The organism is Micromonospora sp. NPDC005367 (genome assembly GCF_040606825.1).
Lineage (GTDB): Bacteria > Actinomycetota > Actinomycetes > Mycobacteriales > Micromonosporaceae > Micromonospora.
Genome location: NZ_JBEXFP010000012.1, coordinates 62,500 through 80,556 on the forward strand (window position 1 = coordinate 62,500; position 18,057 = coordinate 80,556).

The window sequence follows — 18,057 nt, forward strand, 5'->3', positions numbered from 1 at the left end:
ATGGAGTTCGCCGAGGTGCTGCGGCGCCGGCGGATGGTGCGCAACTACGACCCGGACCGCCCGGTCCCGCCAGAGGTGGTGCAGCGGCTGCTCGACCACGCGGTCCGTGCGCCGTCGGCCGGTTTCGCGCAGGGCTGGGGCTTCCTGCTGCTGGAGGAGGCCGCCGACCGGGAGAGGTTCTGGACGGCGGCTACCCCGGGCGGCGGCGGCCGGGAGCGCTGGCTGGCGGGGATGCGGAAGGCGCCGCTGATCGTGGTGCCGCACGCGAACCGGTCGGCGTACCTGGAGCGGTACGCCGAGGCGGACAAGGGCTGGACGGATCGTTCCGCGCAGCGGTGGCCGGTGCCCTACTGGTACGTGGACACCGGCTTCGCCGCCCTGCTGATGTTGCTCACGGCGGTAGACGAGGGGCTGGGGGCCTGCTTCTTCGGCATTCCCCCGCAACGGTTGGCGGCGTACCGGGAGGCGTTCGGCGTACCGGAGGAGTTCGAGCCGATCGGCGCGGTGACGGTCGGTTACCGGGCCGCCGACCATCGGTCACCGTCGCTGCGACGTGGGCGGCGACCGGTCGACGAAGTGGTCCATCGCGGGCGGTGGAGTTGACCGGCACGCCGGATTCGCCCGTTTGAAGATCGGGCGAGCGGTAGCGAAACTGACATCAGGGAGAAGTACGTGGTGTGCGACAGGCCGCTAGGCTGGCACGGGTCATCGGTGCCGCGCCGTGCGGTGCCACGCCGCGATCCGGCACGGCGTCGTCGGTCGGCCCGGCCACGGGGAGGGAGCGTGCCGTCGTGATCTTCAGAGCGGTTCGGGACGGGCGTCCCTATCCGGAACACAACCTGACGCTCAAGCAGTGGGCGGAGATCCCGCCGCGTCCGCTGCGCCTGGACCAGCTGATCACCACCAAGCGCGAACTGGCCTTGGACAAGCTCCTCGCCGAGGACTCCACCTTCTACGGCGACCTGTTCCCACACGTGGTGCAGTGGAATGGCGGCCTCTACCTGGAGGACGGCCTGCACCGGGCGCTGCGTGCCGCGCTCCAGCAACGCAACCAGATCCACGCCCGGGTGCTGGTGCTCTCTGAACCGGTGGAATGATCCGCTTCTCGCGCCCGCGGCTGAGCCACCGTTAGGGTGGCTGCCATGAGCCCCCGCCCCAGCGCACCGCTCGAACTGCTCGACCTGGACTCCGCGCTCAGCGAGGAGGAGCGGCAGATCCGCGCCGTCGTCCGCCAGCTGATCGACGACCGGGTACGCCCGCATGTCGCCGGCTGGTACGAGCAGGGCAAGTTGCCGGCCCGTGAGCTGGCGCGCGAGTTCGGCAAGCTCGGCCTGCTCGGGATGCACCTGAGCGGCTACGGCTGCGCGGGCGCTTCCGCTGTCGCGTACGGGCTGGCCTGCCTGGAGCTGGAGGCCGGCGACTCGGGGATCCGTTCGCTCGTCTCGGTGCAGGGTTCGCTGGCCATGTACGCGATCTGGCGCTACGGCAGCGAGGAGCAGAAGCAGCGCTGGCTGCCGGCGATGGCCGCGGGTGAGGCGATCGGCTGCTTCGGGCTGACCGAACCCGACCACGGCTCCGACCCGGCCTCAATGGCCACCCGCGCCCGCCGTGACGGCGACGACTGGGTGCTCACCGGCGGCAAGATGTGGATCACGAACGCGCCGATCGCCGAGATCGGGGTGATCTGGGCGCGGACCGAGGACGGCGTCCGGGGCTTCGCCGTACCGATGGACACGCCGGGTGTGACCGTGCGGGAGATCCAGCACAAGATGTCGTTGAGGGCGTCGGTGACCGGTGAGATCGTGCTCGACGACGTCCGGCTTCCCGCGGACGCCCAGCTGCCGGAGGCGACCGGGCTCAAGGCGCCGCTGAGCTGCCTCACCGAGGCGCGGTACGGGATCGTCTGGGGTGCGCTCGGCGCGGCCCGGGACTGTCTGGAGACCGCGCTCGCGTACGCGGGCACCCGCACCCAGTTCGGCCGGCCGCTGGCCGGTTTCCAGCTCACCCAGGCGAAGCTCGCCGACATGACGGTGGAGCTGCAGAAGGGTTACCTGCTGGCAATGCACCTGGGCCGGCTCGCCGACACCGGCCGGCTGCGCCCCGAGCAGGTGAGCGTCGGCAAGCTGAACAACGTTCGCGAGGCACTGGACATCGCCCGGCAGTGCCGGACGATCCTCGGCGCGAACGGCATCTCCGGCGAGTACCCGGTGATGCGGCACGCCAACAATCTCGAGAGCGTGCTCACCTACGAGGGCACCTCGGAGATCCACCAGCTCGTGATCGGACAGAAGCTGACCGGGCTCGGCGCCTTCGCCTGACCGCTACCGGGCACTCGGCCCTGACCTGCGGATACGCCCTCTCCGTCGGCTCGGCGCGCGGCTGTCGTACGGCGGACGTACCGTCATTGCAGACGGCAGTGTCTGACGAGGACGGTGAGGGCGATGGCCCGCGACGCTGACAGCAACGAGCCCACCAGGGAGTTCCCCGGTTACCCGACCGGCGATGCGCTCAAGGACCGCTCCGACGCGCCGCCCGAGGCGTCGGCGACACCGGTGCCCGCCACCCGCCCCGCCCGGGGCCTGCTCTGGGTGCTCGGCGCGGCGGCCATCGCCGTGGTCGTGCTGCTCGGTGTGCAGACCTCCGGGCTGCTGCCCAACTTCCGTAACCCGTTCGCCGAGGAGCAGACGGACCGCAGCCAGCCGACGCTGCTGAAGTCGATTCAGGACCTCAGCCGCTACGTGGCCGCCGAGGGCAACTTCCAGGTGGTGGTCGATCTTCAGAAGGACCGCAAGTACGTTCCCGAGTTCCTGGTCAACGAGCGCACCCTGTTCGTCGGGGCGGGCAGCGTCGAGGCGTACGTGGACTTCTCGAAGATCTCCGACGGCGCGATCGTCGAGTCGGCCGACGGGAAGTCGGTGGAGGTCAAGTTGCCTGCGCCGCAGCTCGGCGAGACCAACCTGGACCTGGAGAAGAGCTACGTCTTCGCGGAGCGGCGCGGCCTGCTCAACCGGTTGGGCGAGGTGTTCGGTGGTGACCCGAACCGGCAGCAGGAGGTCTACCGCCTGGCCGAGGAACGGATCACGGCCGCCGCCCGGGACAGCGGCCTCGGCGCACGGGCGGAGGAGAACACTCGCAAGATGCTGGAGGGACTGCTCGGCTCACTCGGCTACGAGCAGGTCACGATCACCTACGTGGCCCCCTGACCGCGAACCCTGACGGGCACCCGCCTCACCCCGAGGCGGCCGCCCGCCACCTCCTGATAGCCCCAGCCGCCCCCAGCCGACCTGTTCCGCTGCCGGCCCGCTGGCCCGCGCCGACCTGTTCCGCCGGTTGATCAAGAGGTTTGCGTCAGATTCTGCGGCCCTGGTGACGCAAAGGTCTTGATCAACGGGAACGGGGGGCGGGGCGGGGCGGGGGCGGGGGCTTGGGAGGGGGCCTGGGGGTTAGCGGGCGGGGTGGCGGTCCTCGTTGGGCATCAGGATCCAGAGCACCAGGTAGATGATCACCTGGGTGCCGGGCAGCAGCAGCGACAGCAGGAACAGCAGCCGGACGGCACCGGCCGACATGCCGAACCGCTGGGCCAGGCCGGCGCAGACACCGGCGAGCATGCGCCCCTCGCGGGGCCGGACCAGTTTGCGACTCATCGTCGTACTCCCACTCTGCGGCGGTGAGTGCCGCGTCTGGAATCCACGGTAGGAACCGCCCGTCGTCCTGCCCTCGGTCCGCAGGACGATCGGAGGACCGCGTACCCGTAGGTGGTTACCCGCGTCCGGCCCGAGCGACTCCCCGCAGCCGGCGGCCCGCCCGGCGTCTCCGGCCCGCCCAGCCCCGCGGTCCACCCAGCCCCGCGGTCGGCCCAGCCCGCGGGTCGACCCAGCCCCGCGGTCGGCCCCGGCGTCTCCGGCCCGTCCGGCGTCTCCGGCCCGAGCGACTCCCCACAGCCGGCGGCCCGCCCGGCGTCTCCGGCCCGAGCGACTCCCCACAGCCAGCGGCCCGCCCGGCGTCTCCGGCCCGCCCAGCCCCGCGCTCCGCCCAGCGCCTCCGGTTCGGCCGGCGGACACGCCGACCGTCTCGTGCCCGGCACCCGACTGTCTCGTCCCCGACGCGCACTCGCCTGGCATCCTGCAAGGTCACGCTGGACCATGGATGTAGTGGCCTCGCCGGCGGTTGGAGGCCACTGGATCGTTGAAGTAGTGCGATCTTGACCGGCGCCGGCAACGACGTCGGCGCCGACAACGACGTCGGCGGCGGCGGTGGGGACGTGGGCGGACTGCCGAGCGGGGGGTCACCTGGGCGGGTAGGCTCGCCGGTCGGGCACCCACACCCCGGGCGCCCGGCCGGCCGCCCGAGCCCGGGCGACCACGACGGCGCCGTACCCCGCACAACGGGTGCGACGGCGAAGAAGGTGCAGCCATGATCAGCGTTTTTGACCTCTTCAGCGTCGGTATCGGGCCCTCCAGCTCGCACACCGTCGGGCCGATGCGCGCCGCCCGTACGTTCGTCACCGGCCTGAAGGCCGACGGACTGCTCGCCGTCACCACCCGGGTGCACGTGGAACTGTTCGGTTCGCTCGGCGCCACCGGCCACGGCCACGGCAGCGACCGGGCGGTGCTGCTCGGGCTCACCGGCGAGGCGCCGGAGTCGGTCGACACCGACAGCGTGGCGTCCCGGGTGGCCCGGATCCGCGAGCAGCGGCGGATCAACCTGCTCGACGCCCACGAGATCGACTTCGACACGGATCGTGATCTCGTGCTGCACCGCCGCCGTTCGCTGCCGTACCACCCGAACGGGATGACCTTCACGGCGTACGGCGAGAACGGTGCGGAGCTGCGGGCCCGCACCTACTACTCGGTCGGCGGCGGGTTCGTGGTCGACGAGGCGGCGGCCGGCGCCGACCGGATCGTCCCGGACACCACCCCGGTCCGGTACCCCTTCCTCACCGGCGTGGAGCTGTTGGAGGTCACCACCGCCACCGGGCTGTCGATCAGCGAGGTGATGCTCGCCAACGAGCTCTCCTGGCGTAGCGAGGCCGAGGTCCGCGCCGGCCTGCTGGAGATCTGGCGGGTGATGCGCGAGTGCGTCGAGCGGGGATGCGAGCGCGACGGCGTGCTGCCCGGCGGGCTGAAGGTCCGCCGGCGGGCCGCCGAGCTGCGCCGTGGGCTGGAGGCGGACGCCGGCACCGACGACCCGCTGCGTGCGATGGACTGGGTGACCCTGTTCGCGCTGGCGGTCAACGAGGAGAACGCCGCCGGTGGCCGGGTGGTCACCGCCCCGACCAACGGCGCGGCCGGGATCATCCCCGCCGTGCTGCACTACTACACCCGGTTCGTCCCCGACGCGTCCGACGAGGGGGTGGTTCGGTTCATGCTGGCGGCCGGCGCGATCGGCGTGCTGTTCAAGGAGAACGCGTCGATCTCCGGTGCGGAGGTCGGCTGCCAGGGTGAGGTCGGGTCGGCCTGCTCGATGGCGGCGGCCGGGCTCGCCGAGGCGCTGGGCGGCACCGCCGAGCAGGTGGAGAACGCCGCCGAGATCGGCATGGAGCACAACCTGGGGCTGACCTGCGACCCGGTGGGGGGCCTCGTGCAGATCCCCTGCATCGAGCGCAACGCCGTGGCTAGCATCAAGGCGATCACTGCCGCCCGTCTCGCGCTGCGTGGCGACGGGGTGCACCACGTCTCGCTGGACAAGGTCATCAAGACCATGCGCGAGACCGGCGCCGACATGAAGGTCAAGTACAAGGAGACGGCACGCGGTGGTCTGGCCGTCAACGTGATCGAGTGTTGAACGTGCCGACAGGGCGATCGTTCACCGACTGCTAGCCTGTCGTCCGTTTACTCAGGCGGGAGGCGGCGGTGACCTCTGGGGTCGCGGCGTTGTGGTCGCACCGCAACTCCCTGCGCATCCTGGTCAAGCGCGATCTCGCGGTGAAGTACCAGCAGTCGGCCCTCGGGTACGTCTGGTCACTCATCGAGCCGCTCGGCATGGGGGCGATCTACTGGTTCGTCTTCGGCGTGCTCTATTCGCGGGACACCGGGCGGCACCTGGGTGAGGCGGCGGAGTCGTACCCGCTGTTCCTCATCACCGGGATCTTCGCCTGGATGTGGACCAGCTCGGCGTTGAGCGAGGCGACCAACGCGCTCACCGGCCAGGCCCGGCTGATCACCACGATGAACGTGCCGCGGCAGGTCTTCCCCATCGGGCGGGTCACCGGCCGGTTCGCCGAGTACGTGGCCGGCCTGCCGGTCCTCGTCGCGGTCGCGGTGGCGTACGCGGTGCACGGCCGGGTCCACCTCGGTTGGTCCCTGCTCGCCCTGCCGCTCGCCGTGCTCGTCCAGGGCACCCTGCTGTTCGGGTTGGCGCTGCTGCTCTCCGCGTTCAACGTGCTGATGCGCGACGTCGAGCGGTTCATGCGGCTGATCATCCGGGTGCTCTTCTACGCGACGCCGATCATCTATCCGCTGAGCCTGGTCCGGGATTCCGACCTGCCCGGCTGGCTCAAGATCGTGTACGAGTTGAACCCGCTGGTCGGCATCTTCCAGCTGCACCACTCGATCTGGTACGCGAACGAGTTCCCGAACGCCCGCCTGCTCGGCACCACCGTCGGCGGCAGTCTGCTGGTGCTGGCCGCCGGGTGGTGGTCGTTCCGTCGCCTCGAACCCGCCGTGCTCAAGGAACTCTGAGATGGGCGATGTGATCATCGAGGCGGAGGGCCTCGGCATCCGGTTCGTCCGCAACCGGCGTCGGCAGCTGCGGCTGCGTGACCTGTTCATCCACCAGGGCGGGCGGAACGCGCCGTCGGGCCAGTTCTGGCCACTGCGCGACGTGTCGTTCACCGTACGGGCCGGCGACTCGGTCGGTGTCATCGGGCGCAACGGCACGGGTAAGAGCACCCTGTTGCGGTTGATCGCCGGCGTGTTGATCCCCGACGAGGGTGACATCCGGGTACGGGGTGATGTCGCGCCGCTGCTCGAACTCTCCGCCGGCTTCTCCAACGATCTGACCGGGCGGGAGAACCTGTACCTGGTGGGCGGTCTGCACGGACTGTCGTCGGGCTATCTGAAGCGGCACTTCGACGACATCGTCTCGTTCGCCGGAGAGCAGGTGGAGCGGGCCATCGACACGTCGGTGCGGCACTACTCGTCCGGCATGAAGGTCCGGCTCGGCTTCGCGATCATCTCGCATCTGCCGCACCCGATCCTGCTCATGGACGAGGTGACCGCGGTCGGCGACGCCGAATTCCGGAAAAAGTGTTATGCGACGATTGACCGTCTGCTCGGGGAGGGGCGCACCTTGGTGCTGGTGTCACACAACGAAAAGGACCTGACCCGCTTCTGCCGTCGGGGGCTCTACCTCGACGGCGGGCGGCTGACCATCGACGGCACGGTCGCCGAGGCGCTCGAGGCCTACCACGGCGCGGCAACCCGGTGACCCTCGCGATCGTGCTCGCCGGCGGCACCGCGGCGGGCCTGCCCACCCGTACCGGCGAACCGCTCGCCGACCGGCTGGTCGCGCAGTGCCGTAACGCCGGCGCGGACGAGGTCCGCTCCGCCGCCGATCTCGACGAACTGGCCGCGCTCGTCGAGGTCGCGACCGGCCCGGTGCTGGTGACCGGCGCGGACCTGGTCGCGCACACCGCCGTGCTCCGGCACCTGGCCACCAGCCCGGTCGGTCCGACCGTGGCGCTGGTGCTCACCGACCCGCCGGCCGCCGGCCAGACGGCGGTACGTGAGGAACGCGGCCAGGTGGTCGAGGCCGGTCCGGTGGCGGCACTGCCCGACGCCACGGGGGTCTTCGGCGGCGCGCTGAAGGTCGGTGCGCAGGACCTGCCCGCGCTCGCCGCGGCCGCGCGCGCGGCCGCCGCGGGATCGGGCGAGGGGACCGCGGTGGACCGCCTCTTCGCCGGCCTCGCCGGCCGGGGCATCCTGGCCTTCGCACACCGGGTACGACTGCTCGTCGCCCACCGCGTGAACGACGCGGCCGAGCTGGCCGCCGCCGAGGCGGCGGTGGCCGCGGTCGACGAGGACCGGGCCGAGCTGCGTCTGTCGGTGAAGGAACGGGACGACTTCTTCACCACCTTCTTCGTGAGCACCTGGTCGACGCTGGTGGTGCGGGCCGCGGCCCGGCTGCGGCTCGGCCCCACCACCGTCACGATGATCTCGGTGGCGTTCGCGGTGGCGGCCGCGGTGCTCTTCGCCGTCGGGGGCCGGCCGGCGCTGGTCTCCGGGGCGGTCCTGCTCTACCTCGGGTTCGTACTCGACTGCGTGGACGGGCAGTTGGCCCGCTACACCCGCAACTTCAGCGCCTGGGGCGGCTGGCTGGACACGATGGCCGACCGGGCCAAGGAGTACGTGGTCTACGCCGGCCTCGGCTTCGGCGCCACGCAGCTGGGATTCCGCTACGGCTGGGCGTTGGCCATCGCGGCTATGACGTTGCAGACCGTCCGGCACATGACCGACACGTGGTACGGCGTCCTGCACGACGAGGCGGCCCGCCGGCCCCGCCAGGCTGCCGCCGCCGGTGGCATCGGTGACCGGTTGAACGCCGCCTCGACCCGGGTGCAGGCCGACACGGGTTCGGTGTCGTACTGGCTGAAGCGCACCGTCGTCTTCCCGATCGGGGAGCGATGGGCCCTGATCGCGCTGACCGTGGCGCTGTTCAACCCGCTGGTCAGTCTGATCGCGGTGCTGGTCTGGGGCACACTGGCGTTGCTCTACACGGGTGCGCTGCGTACGCTCCGGGCGCGCTGGATGGGGGTGACGGTGCTGGACACCGTCGACGTCACCCTGCACCGCGACGACGGCCCGCTGGCGAGGTTACTGCCGGCGCCGCGCGCGGTGGGGCCGCTCGGGTACGCGGTGTTCGCGGCGCTCGGCCCGGCAGCGCTGCTGGTCGCGGCGCTGGTGGCCGGGCACCCCCACGGTGGCGCGGACGGGCTGCGCTGGCTGCTGCCGGTCGCCCTGGTGGTGCTGCTGGTCGGCGGCCTCGGGGCTCGTGCCGACCACGGTGGCCCGCTGGACTGGCTGGTGCCGGCCGCGTTGCGAGCCGGTGAGTACCTTTTCGCGATCACCGCGGGGGTGCTCGGTGACGTGCCGCCCTGGCTGATCTTCGGCTATGTCCTCGTGCTCACCGTGCACCACTACGACCTCACCGCCCGGCTGGAGAAGCGGCAGCCGGCGCCGCCGCTGCACGCGGCCACGTTCGGCTGGGAGGGGCGCTCGGTGCTGCTGACCCTGGCGGCAATTGTCGGGTTGGAAAGTATCGGGATGGCTACACTCGGTACGTACCTTCTCGTGGTTTTCGCGGCGAGCGTCGTCCTGGCCTGGGTCGTCCTACCCGCCCGCGCCGCGCGGGCGTCTGCGGTGCCGGTGCGGATGGAGGACGGCGTGCCGGGCTGACGGAGGGACGGCCGGATGACCCTGATCAGCTTCGTCGTACCGGCCTTCCGAGTGCAGGGCTACCTGCGTGAGTGCCTGGACTCGATCCTCGGCCAGCCCTTCAGCGACCTGGAGGTCATCGCTGTCGACGACTGCTCGCCGGACGACAGCGGCGAGATCATCGACGAGTACGCAGCGGGCGACCCACGGGTCCGCGCCGTCCGGCTGACCGAGAACGTCGGGCTGGGTCCGGCCCGCAACATCGGGCTGGACCGGGCCGTCGGCGAGTACGTCTGGTTCGTGGACGGGGACGACTGGCTGACGCCGGAGTGCCTGCCGGCGGTCGTCGATCGGCTGCGCAGCACCCGGCCGGACGTGCTGATCGTCGACCACGTCCGTACACACTGGAACAACGCCGCCACCCGCAGCGCCATGCACGAGGTGTTCGCCGAGCCGCCCGGGGAGGGGACGTTCCGGCTACGCGACCGCCCGGAGACGATGCGGCTGCTGCACACCGCCTGGAACCGGGTGGTCCGCCGGCGGTTCCTGCTCGACCTCGGACTGCGCTTCGCGCCCGGCTGGTACGAGGACGTGTCGTTCAGCTACCCGGCGTTGATGGCGGCCGAGCGGATCGGCGTACTGGACCGGGTCTGCGTCAACTACCGGCAGCGTCGCGCCGGGGCGATCACCCGCACCCGCGGGGAGCGGCACTTCGAGGTCTTCCCGCAGTGGCACCGGGTGTTCCGGCTGATGGACCGGTGGGGACCGGAGGTCGACGGGCTGCGCCCGGCGGTCTTCGAGCGGATGATCTGGCACTACCTGACCGTCCTCGGCAACGGGCAGCGGATCGCCCCCGAACTGCGCCCGGCGTTCTTCGCGCAGATCACCGCCGACTACGCCCGTTGGCTGCCGCCCGAGGGCTACCCGGCTCCGCCCGGGGTGGAGGGGCTGAAGCACCGGCTGGTCGCCACCGGCCGCTGGCGTACGTTCAGCGCGCTGCGCGCCGCCAACCGGGCCCGTGACGCGGCCCGCCGATCCGCCCGTACCGCCCGGCGGCGGGTGGTGCCGGTGGCCCGCCGTAACGCCAGGCGCGCCCGCGACGTGCTGCTGCGCGAGTACTACCGGGCGGAACTGCGCCGTCCGATCGATCCGACCCTCGCGGTCTATGCCGCGTACTGGTACCGGGGGTTCTCCTGTAACCCCGCGGCGATCTACGAGGCGGCCCGCCGCCTCGTGCCGGGCGTACGCGGAGTCTGGATCGTCCGGCGGGACCGGGTCGCCACGCTCCCGCCCGGGGTCGAGTACGTCGTGGCCGGCACCCCGGCCTACTACCGAGTGTTGGCCAGGGCCCGCTGGCTGGTCAACAACGTCAACTTTCCGGACTTCGTCCGCAAACGGCCCGGCTCGGTGCACCTGCAGACCCACCACGGGACGCCGGTGAAGGTGATGGGGCTGGACCAGCAGCGGTACCCCATCGGCGCCGGCCGGATGGACTTCGCCGGCCTGCTGCGCCGGGTGGACCGCTGGGACTACAGCGTCACCTCCAACAGCTTCTCCACCCAGATGTGGGACCGCGCGTACCCGGCGCGATACACCACGCTGGAGGTCGGCTACCCGCGCAACGACCGGCTGGTCACCGCCACGCCGCAGGACGTGCGGCGGCTGCGCGCCGAACTCGGCATCGGGCTCGCCGAGCAGGTCGTGCTCTACGCGCCGACGCACCGGGAGCACCTGCCCAACTACCGGCCGCCGTTCGACCCGGACCACTTCGTCGAGGCGCTCGGCCCGTCCGCCCGGCTGTTGATGCGTAGCCACTACTTCCACGATCGGTACCGGCGACCGCGTCGCGCGGTGGAACGACAGCAGGTCACCGACGTGAGCGCGTACCAGCGGGTGGAGGACCTCTACCTGGTCGCCGACGTGCTGATCACCGACTATTCGTCGGCGATGTTCGACTACGCCGTCCTGAACCGGCCCATCGTCATCTACGCGCCGGACTGGGAGGCGTACCGGCTGGCCCGGGGGGTCTACTTCGACATCACCGCCGAGCCGCCGGGCGCGGTGGCGATGACCTTCGACGACCTGCTCGACCTGTTCCGTGCCGGCGTCGTCTCGTCGGACGCCGCGACCCGGGCGCGTCAGCAGTTCCGCGCCCGGTTCTGCACCCTGGACGACGGACACGCGGCCGAACGTGTGGTCCGGCAGATCTTCCTGGGTGAGCCGTCCGCGCCCCGGGGCCGCTGCTGACCGTCCGTCCCGGCGGGTCGCCCGGCGCCGTCCGGCCAGGTCACCTGACACCGTTCGGCGCGGGTCACGCGGCACCGTCCGGCCTCGATGCTCCGTCACCGCGTCGTCACTGAGCGAACTTGGCACGTTCACCCGATGTGCTCGTGTCATGATCTTCGTCACAGTCATTCGGGTTCGGCCGGACGACTGGGGGAGGTGGCGGTGACCACCGTCGCGCTGAAGGATGTCACCAAGGTCTTCCGGGACGGCACCGTCGCCGTCGACAGCGTCAACCTCGACGTCGACGACGGTGAGTTCATGGTGCTGCTCGGCCCGTCCGGGTGCGGCAAGTCGACCGTGCTGCGGATGGTCGCCGGCCTGGAGGACCCGACCCGGGGCGCGGTCATGCTCGGCGGCGAACCGGCCAACGACCTGTCGCCGCGCAACCGGGGCGTCGCCATGGTCTTCCAGGACTTCGCGCTCTACCCGCACATGACGGTCGGCGACAACATCGCCTTCCCGCTGCGGCTCGCCGGTATGGAGCCGGACGCTCGTGGTGAGCGGGTCACCGACGTGGCGGGCGCGCTCGGCATCGGCGACGTACTCGGCCGGCGGCCCGGCCAGCTCTCCGGCGGGCAGCGGCAGCGGGTGGCGATGGGCCGGGCAATCATCCGCCGGCCGCGGCTGTTCCTGATGGACGAGCCGCTGTCCAACCTGGACAGCGGGCTCCGTGCCGAGCTGCGCGCCGAAATCTCCGGCCTGACCCGCGAGCTGGGCGTCACCACCATCTACGTCACGCACGACCAGGCCGAGGCGCTCACGATGGCCGACCGGGTCGCCATCATGCGCCGCGGCGTGCTCCAGGACGTCGGCACGCCCACCCAGGTCTACGGCCGACCGGCCACGCTCTACGTGGCCGCGTTCCTGGGCAGCCCGCGGATGAACCTGCTGGAGGCGTCGGTCTACGTCCACCTCGACCGCTACGTGACGCTGACCCTCGGCGAGCAGGCGCTCTACCTGCCCTGGGACGACATCCGCAGCCGCGCCGTGGCGCACTACCACGGCGAGCGGATCGTGGTCGGGATGCGGGCCGAGGCGCTCACCCCGGTCGCCCCGGACGACCCGGGCGACGTGCTCCACGGCCGGGTCCGCTACCTGGAACACCATGGGCACGAGTCGATGGCCTACCTCGACATCGGCGCGACCGCGGTCGTGGTGGACGAGATGGGCAGCCGCGGCGCGCCCGGGGACGTCGGTCAGCGCGGGCGGCGCCGCTTCGGTCAGGTGGTGCAGCGGCTCGCCGGCAAGCCGGCGGAGACTCCCGAACCGGCAGCCGGTCGCGCCCGGGCCAGCGTGCTGCCCGATCCCGGTCGGCACGCCCGGCGTACGGCCGAGCTGGCAGTACGCCTCGCCCCGTATCCGGCGGTGTCCAGCGGGCACCCGCTCTCCGTCCGGGTGCGCATGGACGCGCTGCACTTCTTCGACGAGCGCGGCGACCGGATCGACGTCGGCTGGCGGTAGGCGGCGCGGGGGATGGCAGCACGACTCACCCTCGCGGCCGCGGTCGGGCTTGTCGGGGTAACTACCCGGGAGTAGCGTCTCGCCATGTCCATCGACTCACGCCAGGTGGCGGCCGGGATGCTCGAGGCCGTGCCCTTCGCCCGCACGCTCGGTTTCGAGTTCCTTGAGATCGCCCCCGAAGCGGAGGGTGGGGTCCGGGCCGTCCTTCGGTTGCCCGACACGTCGGCCACCCACAACCACGTCGGCGGCCCCCACGCCGGGGCCATCTTCACCCTCGGCGAGACCGCCTCCGGCGCGGTGGTGCTGGCCGCGTTCGGGCAGCTGCTCGACCGCGCGGTGCCGCTGGCCGTCCGGGCGGACATCGCGTACCGCAAGCTGGCCCTCGGGCCGGTACGCGCCACCGCGCGGCTGGGTCGCCCGCCCGCCGAGGTGGTCGCCGAGCTGGATGCCGGCGAGCGCCCGGAGTTCCCGGTCCAGGTCGAGATCAGCACCGACGACGGCGTCCCGACCGCCGAGATGACCGTGATCTGGACCCTGCGCCGGCAGTGATCCACGTCCCAATGAACGGCCCAAGCGGATCTCGACGGCCCGGAAACGGGTTTGTCGGCCCGTTCGGGTGGTTAGATTCGGAACGTGTTGGGCCTGCCTGCAGATGTGACCGCCTGCCTCTTCGATCTTGACGGTGTGCTGACGCAGACCGCCCGGGTACACAACGCGGCCTGGACCGAGACGTTCAACGCGTTCCTGCGACAGCGGGCCACCGCCACCGGGGAGCCGTACCGGCCGTTCGACCCCGGACCCGACTACAACCGCTACGTCGACGGGCGGCCCCGCGCGGACGGTGTACGGACGTTCCTGGCCTCCCGGGGGATCGACCTCCCGGAGGGTTCGCCGGACGACCCGCCCGAGACGGAGACGGTGAACGGGATCGGCAACCGCAAGAACGTCCTGCTCCTGCACGAGCTGCGCACGCGTGGTGTGGACGTCTACCCGGGCTCGGTGAGGTACGTGAAGGCGGCGGCCGCCGCCGGGCTGCGGCGGGCCGTGGTCACGGCGAGCGCCAACGGCCGCGAGGTGGTCGCCGCCGCCGGCTTGGAACCGCTGATCGAGGCGCGGGTGGACGGCCTGGTCGCCCGCGCGGAGAACCTGCGCGGCAAACCGCAACCGGACACCTTCCTCGCCGGGGCGCGGGCACTCGGCGTCGACCCGTCGCGGGCGGCCGTCTTCGAGGACGCGCTTTCCGGTGTGGCCGCCGGCCGTGCCGGTGGCTTCGGATACGTGGTGGGGGTCGACCGGGTGGGCCAGGCAGACGCGTTGCGCGCGCACGGTGCCGACGTCGTGGTTCGAGATCTGTCCGAGCTGCTCGACGAAGGGCACGACGCATGATCAGGGAGCGGGCCTATCCGGTCGATCCGTGGCACGTACGGGAAATCCGGCTGGACATGGACGTGCTGGCCCAGTCCGAGTCGGTCTTCGCGCTCTCCAACGGCCACATCGGGCTACGTGGAAACCTGGACGAGGGGGAGCCGCACGGCCTGCCCGGCACCTACCTGAACTCCTTCTACGAGCTGCGCCCGTTGCCGTACGCGGAGGCCGGCTACGGCTTCCCCGAGTCCGGCCAGACCATCGTCAACGTGACCAACGGCAAGCTGATCCGGCTGCTGGTCGACGACGAGCCGCTCGACGTCCGCTACGGCGAGGTGCTCGCCCACGAGCGCACCCTCGACATGCGCGCCGGGACCCTGTACCGGGAGGTGCACTGGCGTTCGCCGTCCGGCCGTGAGGTCAAGGTCCGCACCACGCGGCTGGTCTCGTTCACCCAGCGATCGGTGGCCGCGATCCACTACGAGGTGGAGGCGGTCGGCGACCCGCTGCGGCTGATCCTCCAGTCGGAGCTGGTCGCGAACGAGTCGCTGCCGGCGCAGAGCCGCGACCCCCGGGTGGCCGCGGTGCTCGAATCGCCGCTGCAGGCCGAGGAGGAGCTGACCGCCAACGACGGCGGTCTGCTCGTCCACCGGACCAAGGTCTCCGGGCTGCGGGTCGCCGCCGCCATGGATCACGAGGTGTACGGGCCCGAGCGTACGAGCATCGAGTCCGAAGGGTACGAGGACTGGGTCCGCACCACGATCGGCTGCGTGCTCCGACCGGGCGAGAAGCTGAGGGTGGTCAAGTACCTGGCGTATGGCTGGTCCAGCCGACGGTCGTTGCCGGCGCTGCGTGACCAGGTCGGCGCGGCGCTGGCCGCCGCACGGCTCGACGGTTGGGACGGGCTCTGCCGTGACCAGCGGGCCTACCTGGACGAGTTCTGGGACGCGTCGGACGTCCGGGTCGAGGGTGACCCGGAGGTGCAACAGGCCGTCCGTTTCGGCCTCTTCCACGTGCTCCAGGCCGGCGCCCGCGCCGAACGCAGGCCGATCTCGGCCAAGGGGCTCACTGGCCCGGGGTACGACGGGCACGCGTTCTGGGACACCGAGATGTTCGTGCTGCCGGTGCTCACGTACACCCAGCCGAGTGCGGTCCGCGACGCGCTGCACTGGCGGCACGGGACCCTCGATTCGGCCCGGGAGCGGGCCCAGACGTTGAACCTGAAGGGCGCGGCGTTCCCCTGGCGGACGATCGAGGGACCGGAATCCTCCGGATACTGGCCCGCGGGCACCGCGGCGTTCCACATCGGGGCCGACATCGCCGACGCGCTGCGCCGGTACGTGCTGGCCACCGGGGACGAACAGCTGGAGCGTGAGATCGGCCTGGAACTGCTGGTGGAGACCGCCCGGCTGTGGCGCTCCATCGGCCACCACGACCGGCACGGCAAGTTCCACATCGACGGGGTGACCGGGCCGGACGAGTACACGGCGGTCAAGAACGACAACGCCTACACCAACCTGATGGCGCAGCGGAACCTGCTCTTCGCGGCCGAGCTGGTGAACCGCTACCGTGACGACGCGGTGCGCCTCGGCGTCACCGACGAAGAGGCGGCCAGCTGGCGGGACGCCGCGTCGGACATGCACGTCCCGTACGACGACGACGTCGACGTGCACCAGCAGGTGGAGGGGTTCACCCGGCTCCAGGAGTGGGACTTCCTGCACACCCCGTCGGAGAAGTACCCGCTGCTGCTGCACTATCCGTACTTCGACCTGTACCGGAAACAGGTCGTCAAGCAGGCGGACCTGGTGCTTGCCATGCACTGGCGGGGTGACGCGTTCACCCCGGAGCAGAAGCTGCGGAACTTCCTCTACTACGAGCGCCGTACGGTGCGGGACTCGTCACTGTCGGCCTGCACCCAGGCGGTGCTGGCCGTCGAGGTCGGTCACCCGGAGCTGGCGCACAGCTACCTCCGCGAAGCCGCACTGATGGATCTGCACGACCTGAACGAGAACACCCGCGACGGTGTGCACATGGCCTCGCTCGCCGGTGCCTGGATCGCGCTGGTGGCCGGGTTCGGTGGGCTACGCGACCACGACGGCACGTTGTCGTTCGCACCCCGGCTCTCCAGCACGCTGAACCGCCTCGAGTTCTCGCTCCTCTGGCGGGGCCGGCGACTGCGGGTGGACGTGCGCCCCCACCAGACGACGTACGCGTTGCGCCACGGCGACCAGGACGATGTGATCGAACTGCGCCACCACGGAGAGGTTGTCCGGGTCACCTGCGACGAGCCGGTGACGGTGCCGATTCCCGCGGAGCATCCCGCCGGGCCGACCCCGGAGCAACCGCCCGGCCGGCAGCCGCTGCTCCGGCTACCGGAGACCGAGGCGTGACGCGCGGTCGGGGTGGGACCGTCCCACCCCGACCGTGATGCTCAGGTCAGAAACGGTCACCCGTCGAGGGGTGGCCTCCCGAGTCACGCGGTGCCATCGCCCGGGGATCGTCGGCCGTACGCGCGTGGGCGGCGTTGTCCGCCCAGTCCTTGTTGCGTTCGGCCGACTCTAGCCGGCTTTCCTCCTCGGACCTCTGCTTATGTCGGGACGCCTGTTGCTGCCGGGACGTCTGCCGCTGCTGGGCCATGGTGATCCTCGCGATCCGTCGGGGCGCGGCTGCGCCGACACGGTCTGCGGTCGATCGTCGGCTACCCGACGCGCCCGTCGACAAACGCCACGGCCGGCGCGGGGGCGGTGCCGGCAGGGCGCGGTCGGGGCCGCGGTGCCCGGCACGGCAGGCTTGCGCTGCGCCCGGCGGGGTAAGACGGTCCCCGCCGGGCGCAGCGGCCCGCGCGGGCGGAGGTCTGGACATGGACGTGCGTGAGGCGACGATTCCGGTCAGAAACGTGGAGCTGGTGGCCGATGTGGTCCTCCCCGCCGATCCCGTCGGGGTGGTGCTCTTCGCGCACGGCAGTGGCAGCTCCCGGCACAGCCCCCGCAACGTCGCGGTCGCCCGCGAACTCAACCAACGCGCGCTCGGCACCGTGCTGGTCGACCTGCTCACGCCGGCCGAGGACGCGGTGGACTCCCGTACCGCCGAGCTGCGCTTCGACATCGAACTGCTCGCCGACCGGTTGGCCGCGATCGTCGACTGGCTGGGCACCGCGGAGGGGACACGCGGCCTTCCGATCGGGCTCTTCGGTGCCAGCACCGGCGCCGCCGCGGCACTGGTCTGCGCGGCGGCCCGGCCCGCGCAGGTGAATGCGGTGGTCTCCCGCGGGGGACGACCGGACCTGGCCCATTCCGCGCTCGCCGCGGTACGCGCCCCGACCCTGTTGCTCGTGGGCGGCCTCGACGACGAGGTGATCGCCCTCAACGAGCAGGCGAGTGGCCAACTACCCGGCACGGTCGAGCTGCACATCGTGAACGGCGCCACCCACCTCTTCGAGGAACCCGGCACCCTCGACCAGGTCACCGCCGCGGCCGGCGACTGGTTGACCAGGCACCTCACCCGCTGACCAGTTTGCCGCCGCGGGCCCTGGGAAGACATCAGGTTCGATGCCCGGACCGAGGAGGATACG

At 71.5% G+C, this 18,057-nt stretch carries 16 protein-coding genes; 14 read left to right on the forward strand and 2 right to left on the reverse strand.

Translation table 11 applies throughout. From position 1 onward, the window contains the following. From ABZS42_RS11355 to ABZS42_RS11370, 4 genes are all read left to right on the forward strand, one after another. The gene (locus ABZS42_RS11355) at positions 1-603 is read left to right on the forward strand and encodes a nitroreductase family protein (RefSeq protein ID WP_355144112.1); all 603 of its coding nucleotides are present in this window, start codon (positions 1-3) and stop codon (positions 601-603) included. Positions 604-791: 188 nt separating this feature from the next. Next, entirely contained in the window at positions 792-1,097 is a 306-nt protein-coding gene (locus ABZS42_RS11360) for a type II toxin-antitoxin system VapB family antitoxin (RefSeq protein WP_076470742.1), read from the forward strand. Between the two features lie 45 nt (positions 1,098-1,142). Then, entirely contained in the window at positions 1,143-2,318 is a 1,176-nt protein-coding gene (locus tag ABZS42_RS11365) for an acyl-CoA dehydrogenase family protein (RefSeq protein WP_355144115.1), read from the forward strand. A gap of 123 nt (positions 2,319-2,441) precedes the next feature. Further along, entirely contained in the window at positions 2,442-3,203 is a 762-nt protein-coding gene (locus tag ABZS42_RS11370) for a DUF4230 domain-containing protein (RefSeq protein ID WP_355144117.1), read from the forward strand. A 240-nt stretch (positions 3,204-3,443) separates the two neighbouring features. On the opposite strand, the gene ABZS42_RS11375 is transcribed toward ABZS42_RS11370, so the two are convergent. Next, positions 3,444-3,644 carry a PspC domain-containing protein gene (locus tag ABZS42_RS11375; RefSeq protein ID WP_355144119.1) on the reverse strand — a complete coding sequence of 67 codons (201 nt, stop codon included), beginning with the start codon at positions 3,642-3,644 and terminating at the stop codon, positions 3,444-3,446. A 769-nt stretch (positions 3,645-4,413) separates the two neighbouring features. Here ABZS42_RS11375 and ABZS42_RS11380 point away from each other — a divergent pair. The 9 genes from ABZS42_RS11380 (at position 4,414) to ABZS42_RS11420 (ending at position 16,876) form a co-directional block, all read left to right on the forward strand. Then, positions 4,414-5,784, forward strand: coding sequence for an L-serine ammonia-lyase (locus ABZS42_RS11380; RefSeq protein ID WP_355144121.1), 1,371 nt, complete (start codon positions 4,414-4,416; stop codon positions 5,782-5,784). Between the two features lie 68 nt (positions 5,785-5,852). Continuing rightward, a complete protein-coding gene (locus ABZS42_RS11385; RefSeq protein ID WP_355144123.1) occupies positions 5,853-6,680 on the forward strand; it encodes an ABC transporter permease in 828 nt (275 codons plus the stop codon). A 1-nt stretch (position 6,681) separates the two neighbouring features. After that, entirely contained in the window at positions 6,682-7,428 is a 747-nt protein-coding gene (locus ABZS42_RS11390) for an ABC transporter ATP-binding protein (protein ID WP_355144125.1), read from the forward strand. Between the two features lie 38 nt (positions 7,429-7,466). Then, positions 7,467-9,395: a DUF5941 domain-containing protein gene (locus ABZS42_RS11395; RefSeq protein ID WP_355144272.1), complete on the forward strand. Its 1,929-nt coding sequence runs from the start codon at positions 7,467-7,469 to the stop codon at positions 9,393-9,395. 15 nt (positions 9,396-9,410) lie between these two features. After that, positions 9,411-11,621, forward strand: a complete 2,211-nt coding sequence (locus ABZS42_RS11400; RefSeq protein ID WP_355144127.1) for a bifunctional glycosyltransferase family 2 protein/CDP-glycerol:glycerophosphate glycerophosphotransferase — start codon at positions 9,411-9,413, stop codon at positions 11,619-11,621. Positions 11,622-11,822: 201 nt separating this feature from the next. Continuing rightward, entirely contained in the window at positions 11,823-13,121 is a 1,299-nt protein-coding gene (locus tag ABZS42_RS11405; RefSeq protein WP_355144129.1) for an ABC transporter ATP-binding protein, read from the forward strand. Between the two features lie 84 nt (positions 13,122-13,205). Then, positions 13,206-13,670 carry a DUF4442 domain-containing protein gene (locus ABZS42_RS11410; protein WP_355144131.1) on the forward strand — a complete coding sequence of 155 codons (465 nt, stop codon included), beginning with the start codon at positions 13,206-13,208 and terminating at the stop codon, positions 13,668-13,670. Positions 13,671-13,754: 84 nt separating this feature from the next. Beyond that, a complete protein-coding gene (locus tag ABZS42_RS11415) occupies positions 13,755-14,507 on the forward strand; it encodes an HAD-IA family hydrolase (RefSeq protein WP_355144133.1) in 753 nt (250 codons plus the stop codon). Continuing rightward, positions 14,504-16,876, forward strand: a complete 2,373-nt coding sequence (locus ABZS42_RS11420) for a glycoside hydrolase family 65 protein (protein WP_355144135.1) — start codon at positions 14,504-14,506, stop codon at positions 16,874-16,876. The genes ABZS42_RS11415 and ABZS42_RS11420 overlap by 4 nt, the downstream gene beginning before the upstream one ends. A 46-nt stretch (positions 16,877-16,922) precedes the next feature. Here the strand turns inward: ABZS42_RS11420 and ABZS42_RS11425 are convergent, their stop codons facing one another. After that, positions 16,923-17,123: a hypothetical protein gene (locus ABZS42_RS11425; RefSeq protein ID WP_355144137.1), complete on the reverse strand. Its 201-nt coding sequence runs from the start codon at positions 17,121-17,123 to the stop codon at positions 16,923-16,925. A gap of 223 nt (positions 17,124-17,346) precedes the next feature. Here ABZS42_RS11425 and ABZS42_RS11430 point away from each other — a divergent pair, with 223 nt between their 5' ends. Then, complete coding sequence (locus ABZS42_RS11430) at positions 17,347-17,994, forward strand: alpha/beta family hydrolase (RefSeq protein WP_355144139.1); 648 nt, start codon at positions 17,347-17,349, stop codon at positions 17,992-17,994. Positions 17,995-18,057: the final 63 nt, after the last annotated feature.

Coding starts and splice junctions, on each gene's coding strand:
- ABZS42_RS11370 (WP_355144117.1), top strand. CDS start 2,442: ATGGCCCGCGACGCTGACAGCAACGAGCCCACCAGGGAGTTCCCCGGT.
- ABZS42_RS11365 (WP_355144115.1), top strand. CDS start 1,143: ATGAGCCCCCGCCCCAGCGCACCGCTCGAACTGCTCGACCTGGACTCC.
- ABZS42_RS11425 (WP_355144137.1), bottom strand. CDS start 17,123: ATGGCCCAGCAGCGGCAGACGTCCCGGCAGCAACAGGCGTCCCGACAT.
- ABZS42_RS11375 (WP_355144119.1), bottom strand. CDS start 3,644: ATGAGTCGCAAACTGGTCCGGCCCCGCGAGGGGCGCATGCTCGCCGGT.
- ABZS42_RS11410 (WP_355144131.1), top strand. CDS start 13,206: ATGTCCATCGACTCACGCCAGGTGGCGGCCGGGATGCTCGAGGCCGTG.
- ABZS42_RS11400 (WP_355144127.1), top strand. CDS start 9,411: ATGACCCTGATCAGCTTCGTCGTACCGGCCTTCCGAGTGCAGGGCTAC.
- ABZS42_RS11420 (WP_355144135.1), top strand. CDS start 14,504: ATGATCAGGGAGCGGGCCTATCCGGTCGATCCGTGGCACGTACGGGAA.
- ABZS42_RS11430 (WP_355144139.1), top strand. CDS start 17,347: ATGGACGTGCGTGAGGCGACGATTCCGGTCAGAAACGTGGAGCTGGTG.
- ABZS42_RS11355 (WP_355144112.1), top strand. CDS start 1: ATGGAGTTCGCCGAGGTGCTGCGGCGCCGGCGGATGGTGCGCAACTAC.
- ABZS42_RS11390 (WP_355144125.1), top strand. CDS start 6,682: ATGGGCGATGTGATCATCGAGGCGGAGGGCCTCGGCATCCGGTTCGTC.
- ABZS42_RS11380 (WP_355144121.1), top strand. CDS start 4,414: ATGATCAGCGTTTTTGACCTCTTCAGCGTCGGTATCGGGCCCTCCAGC.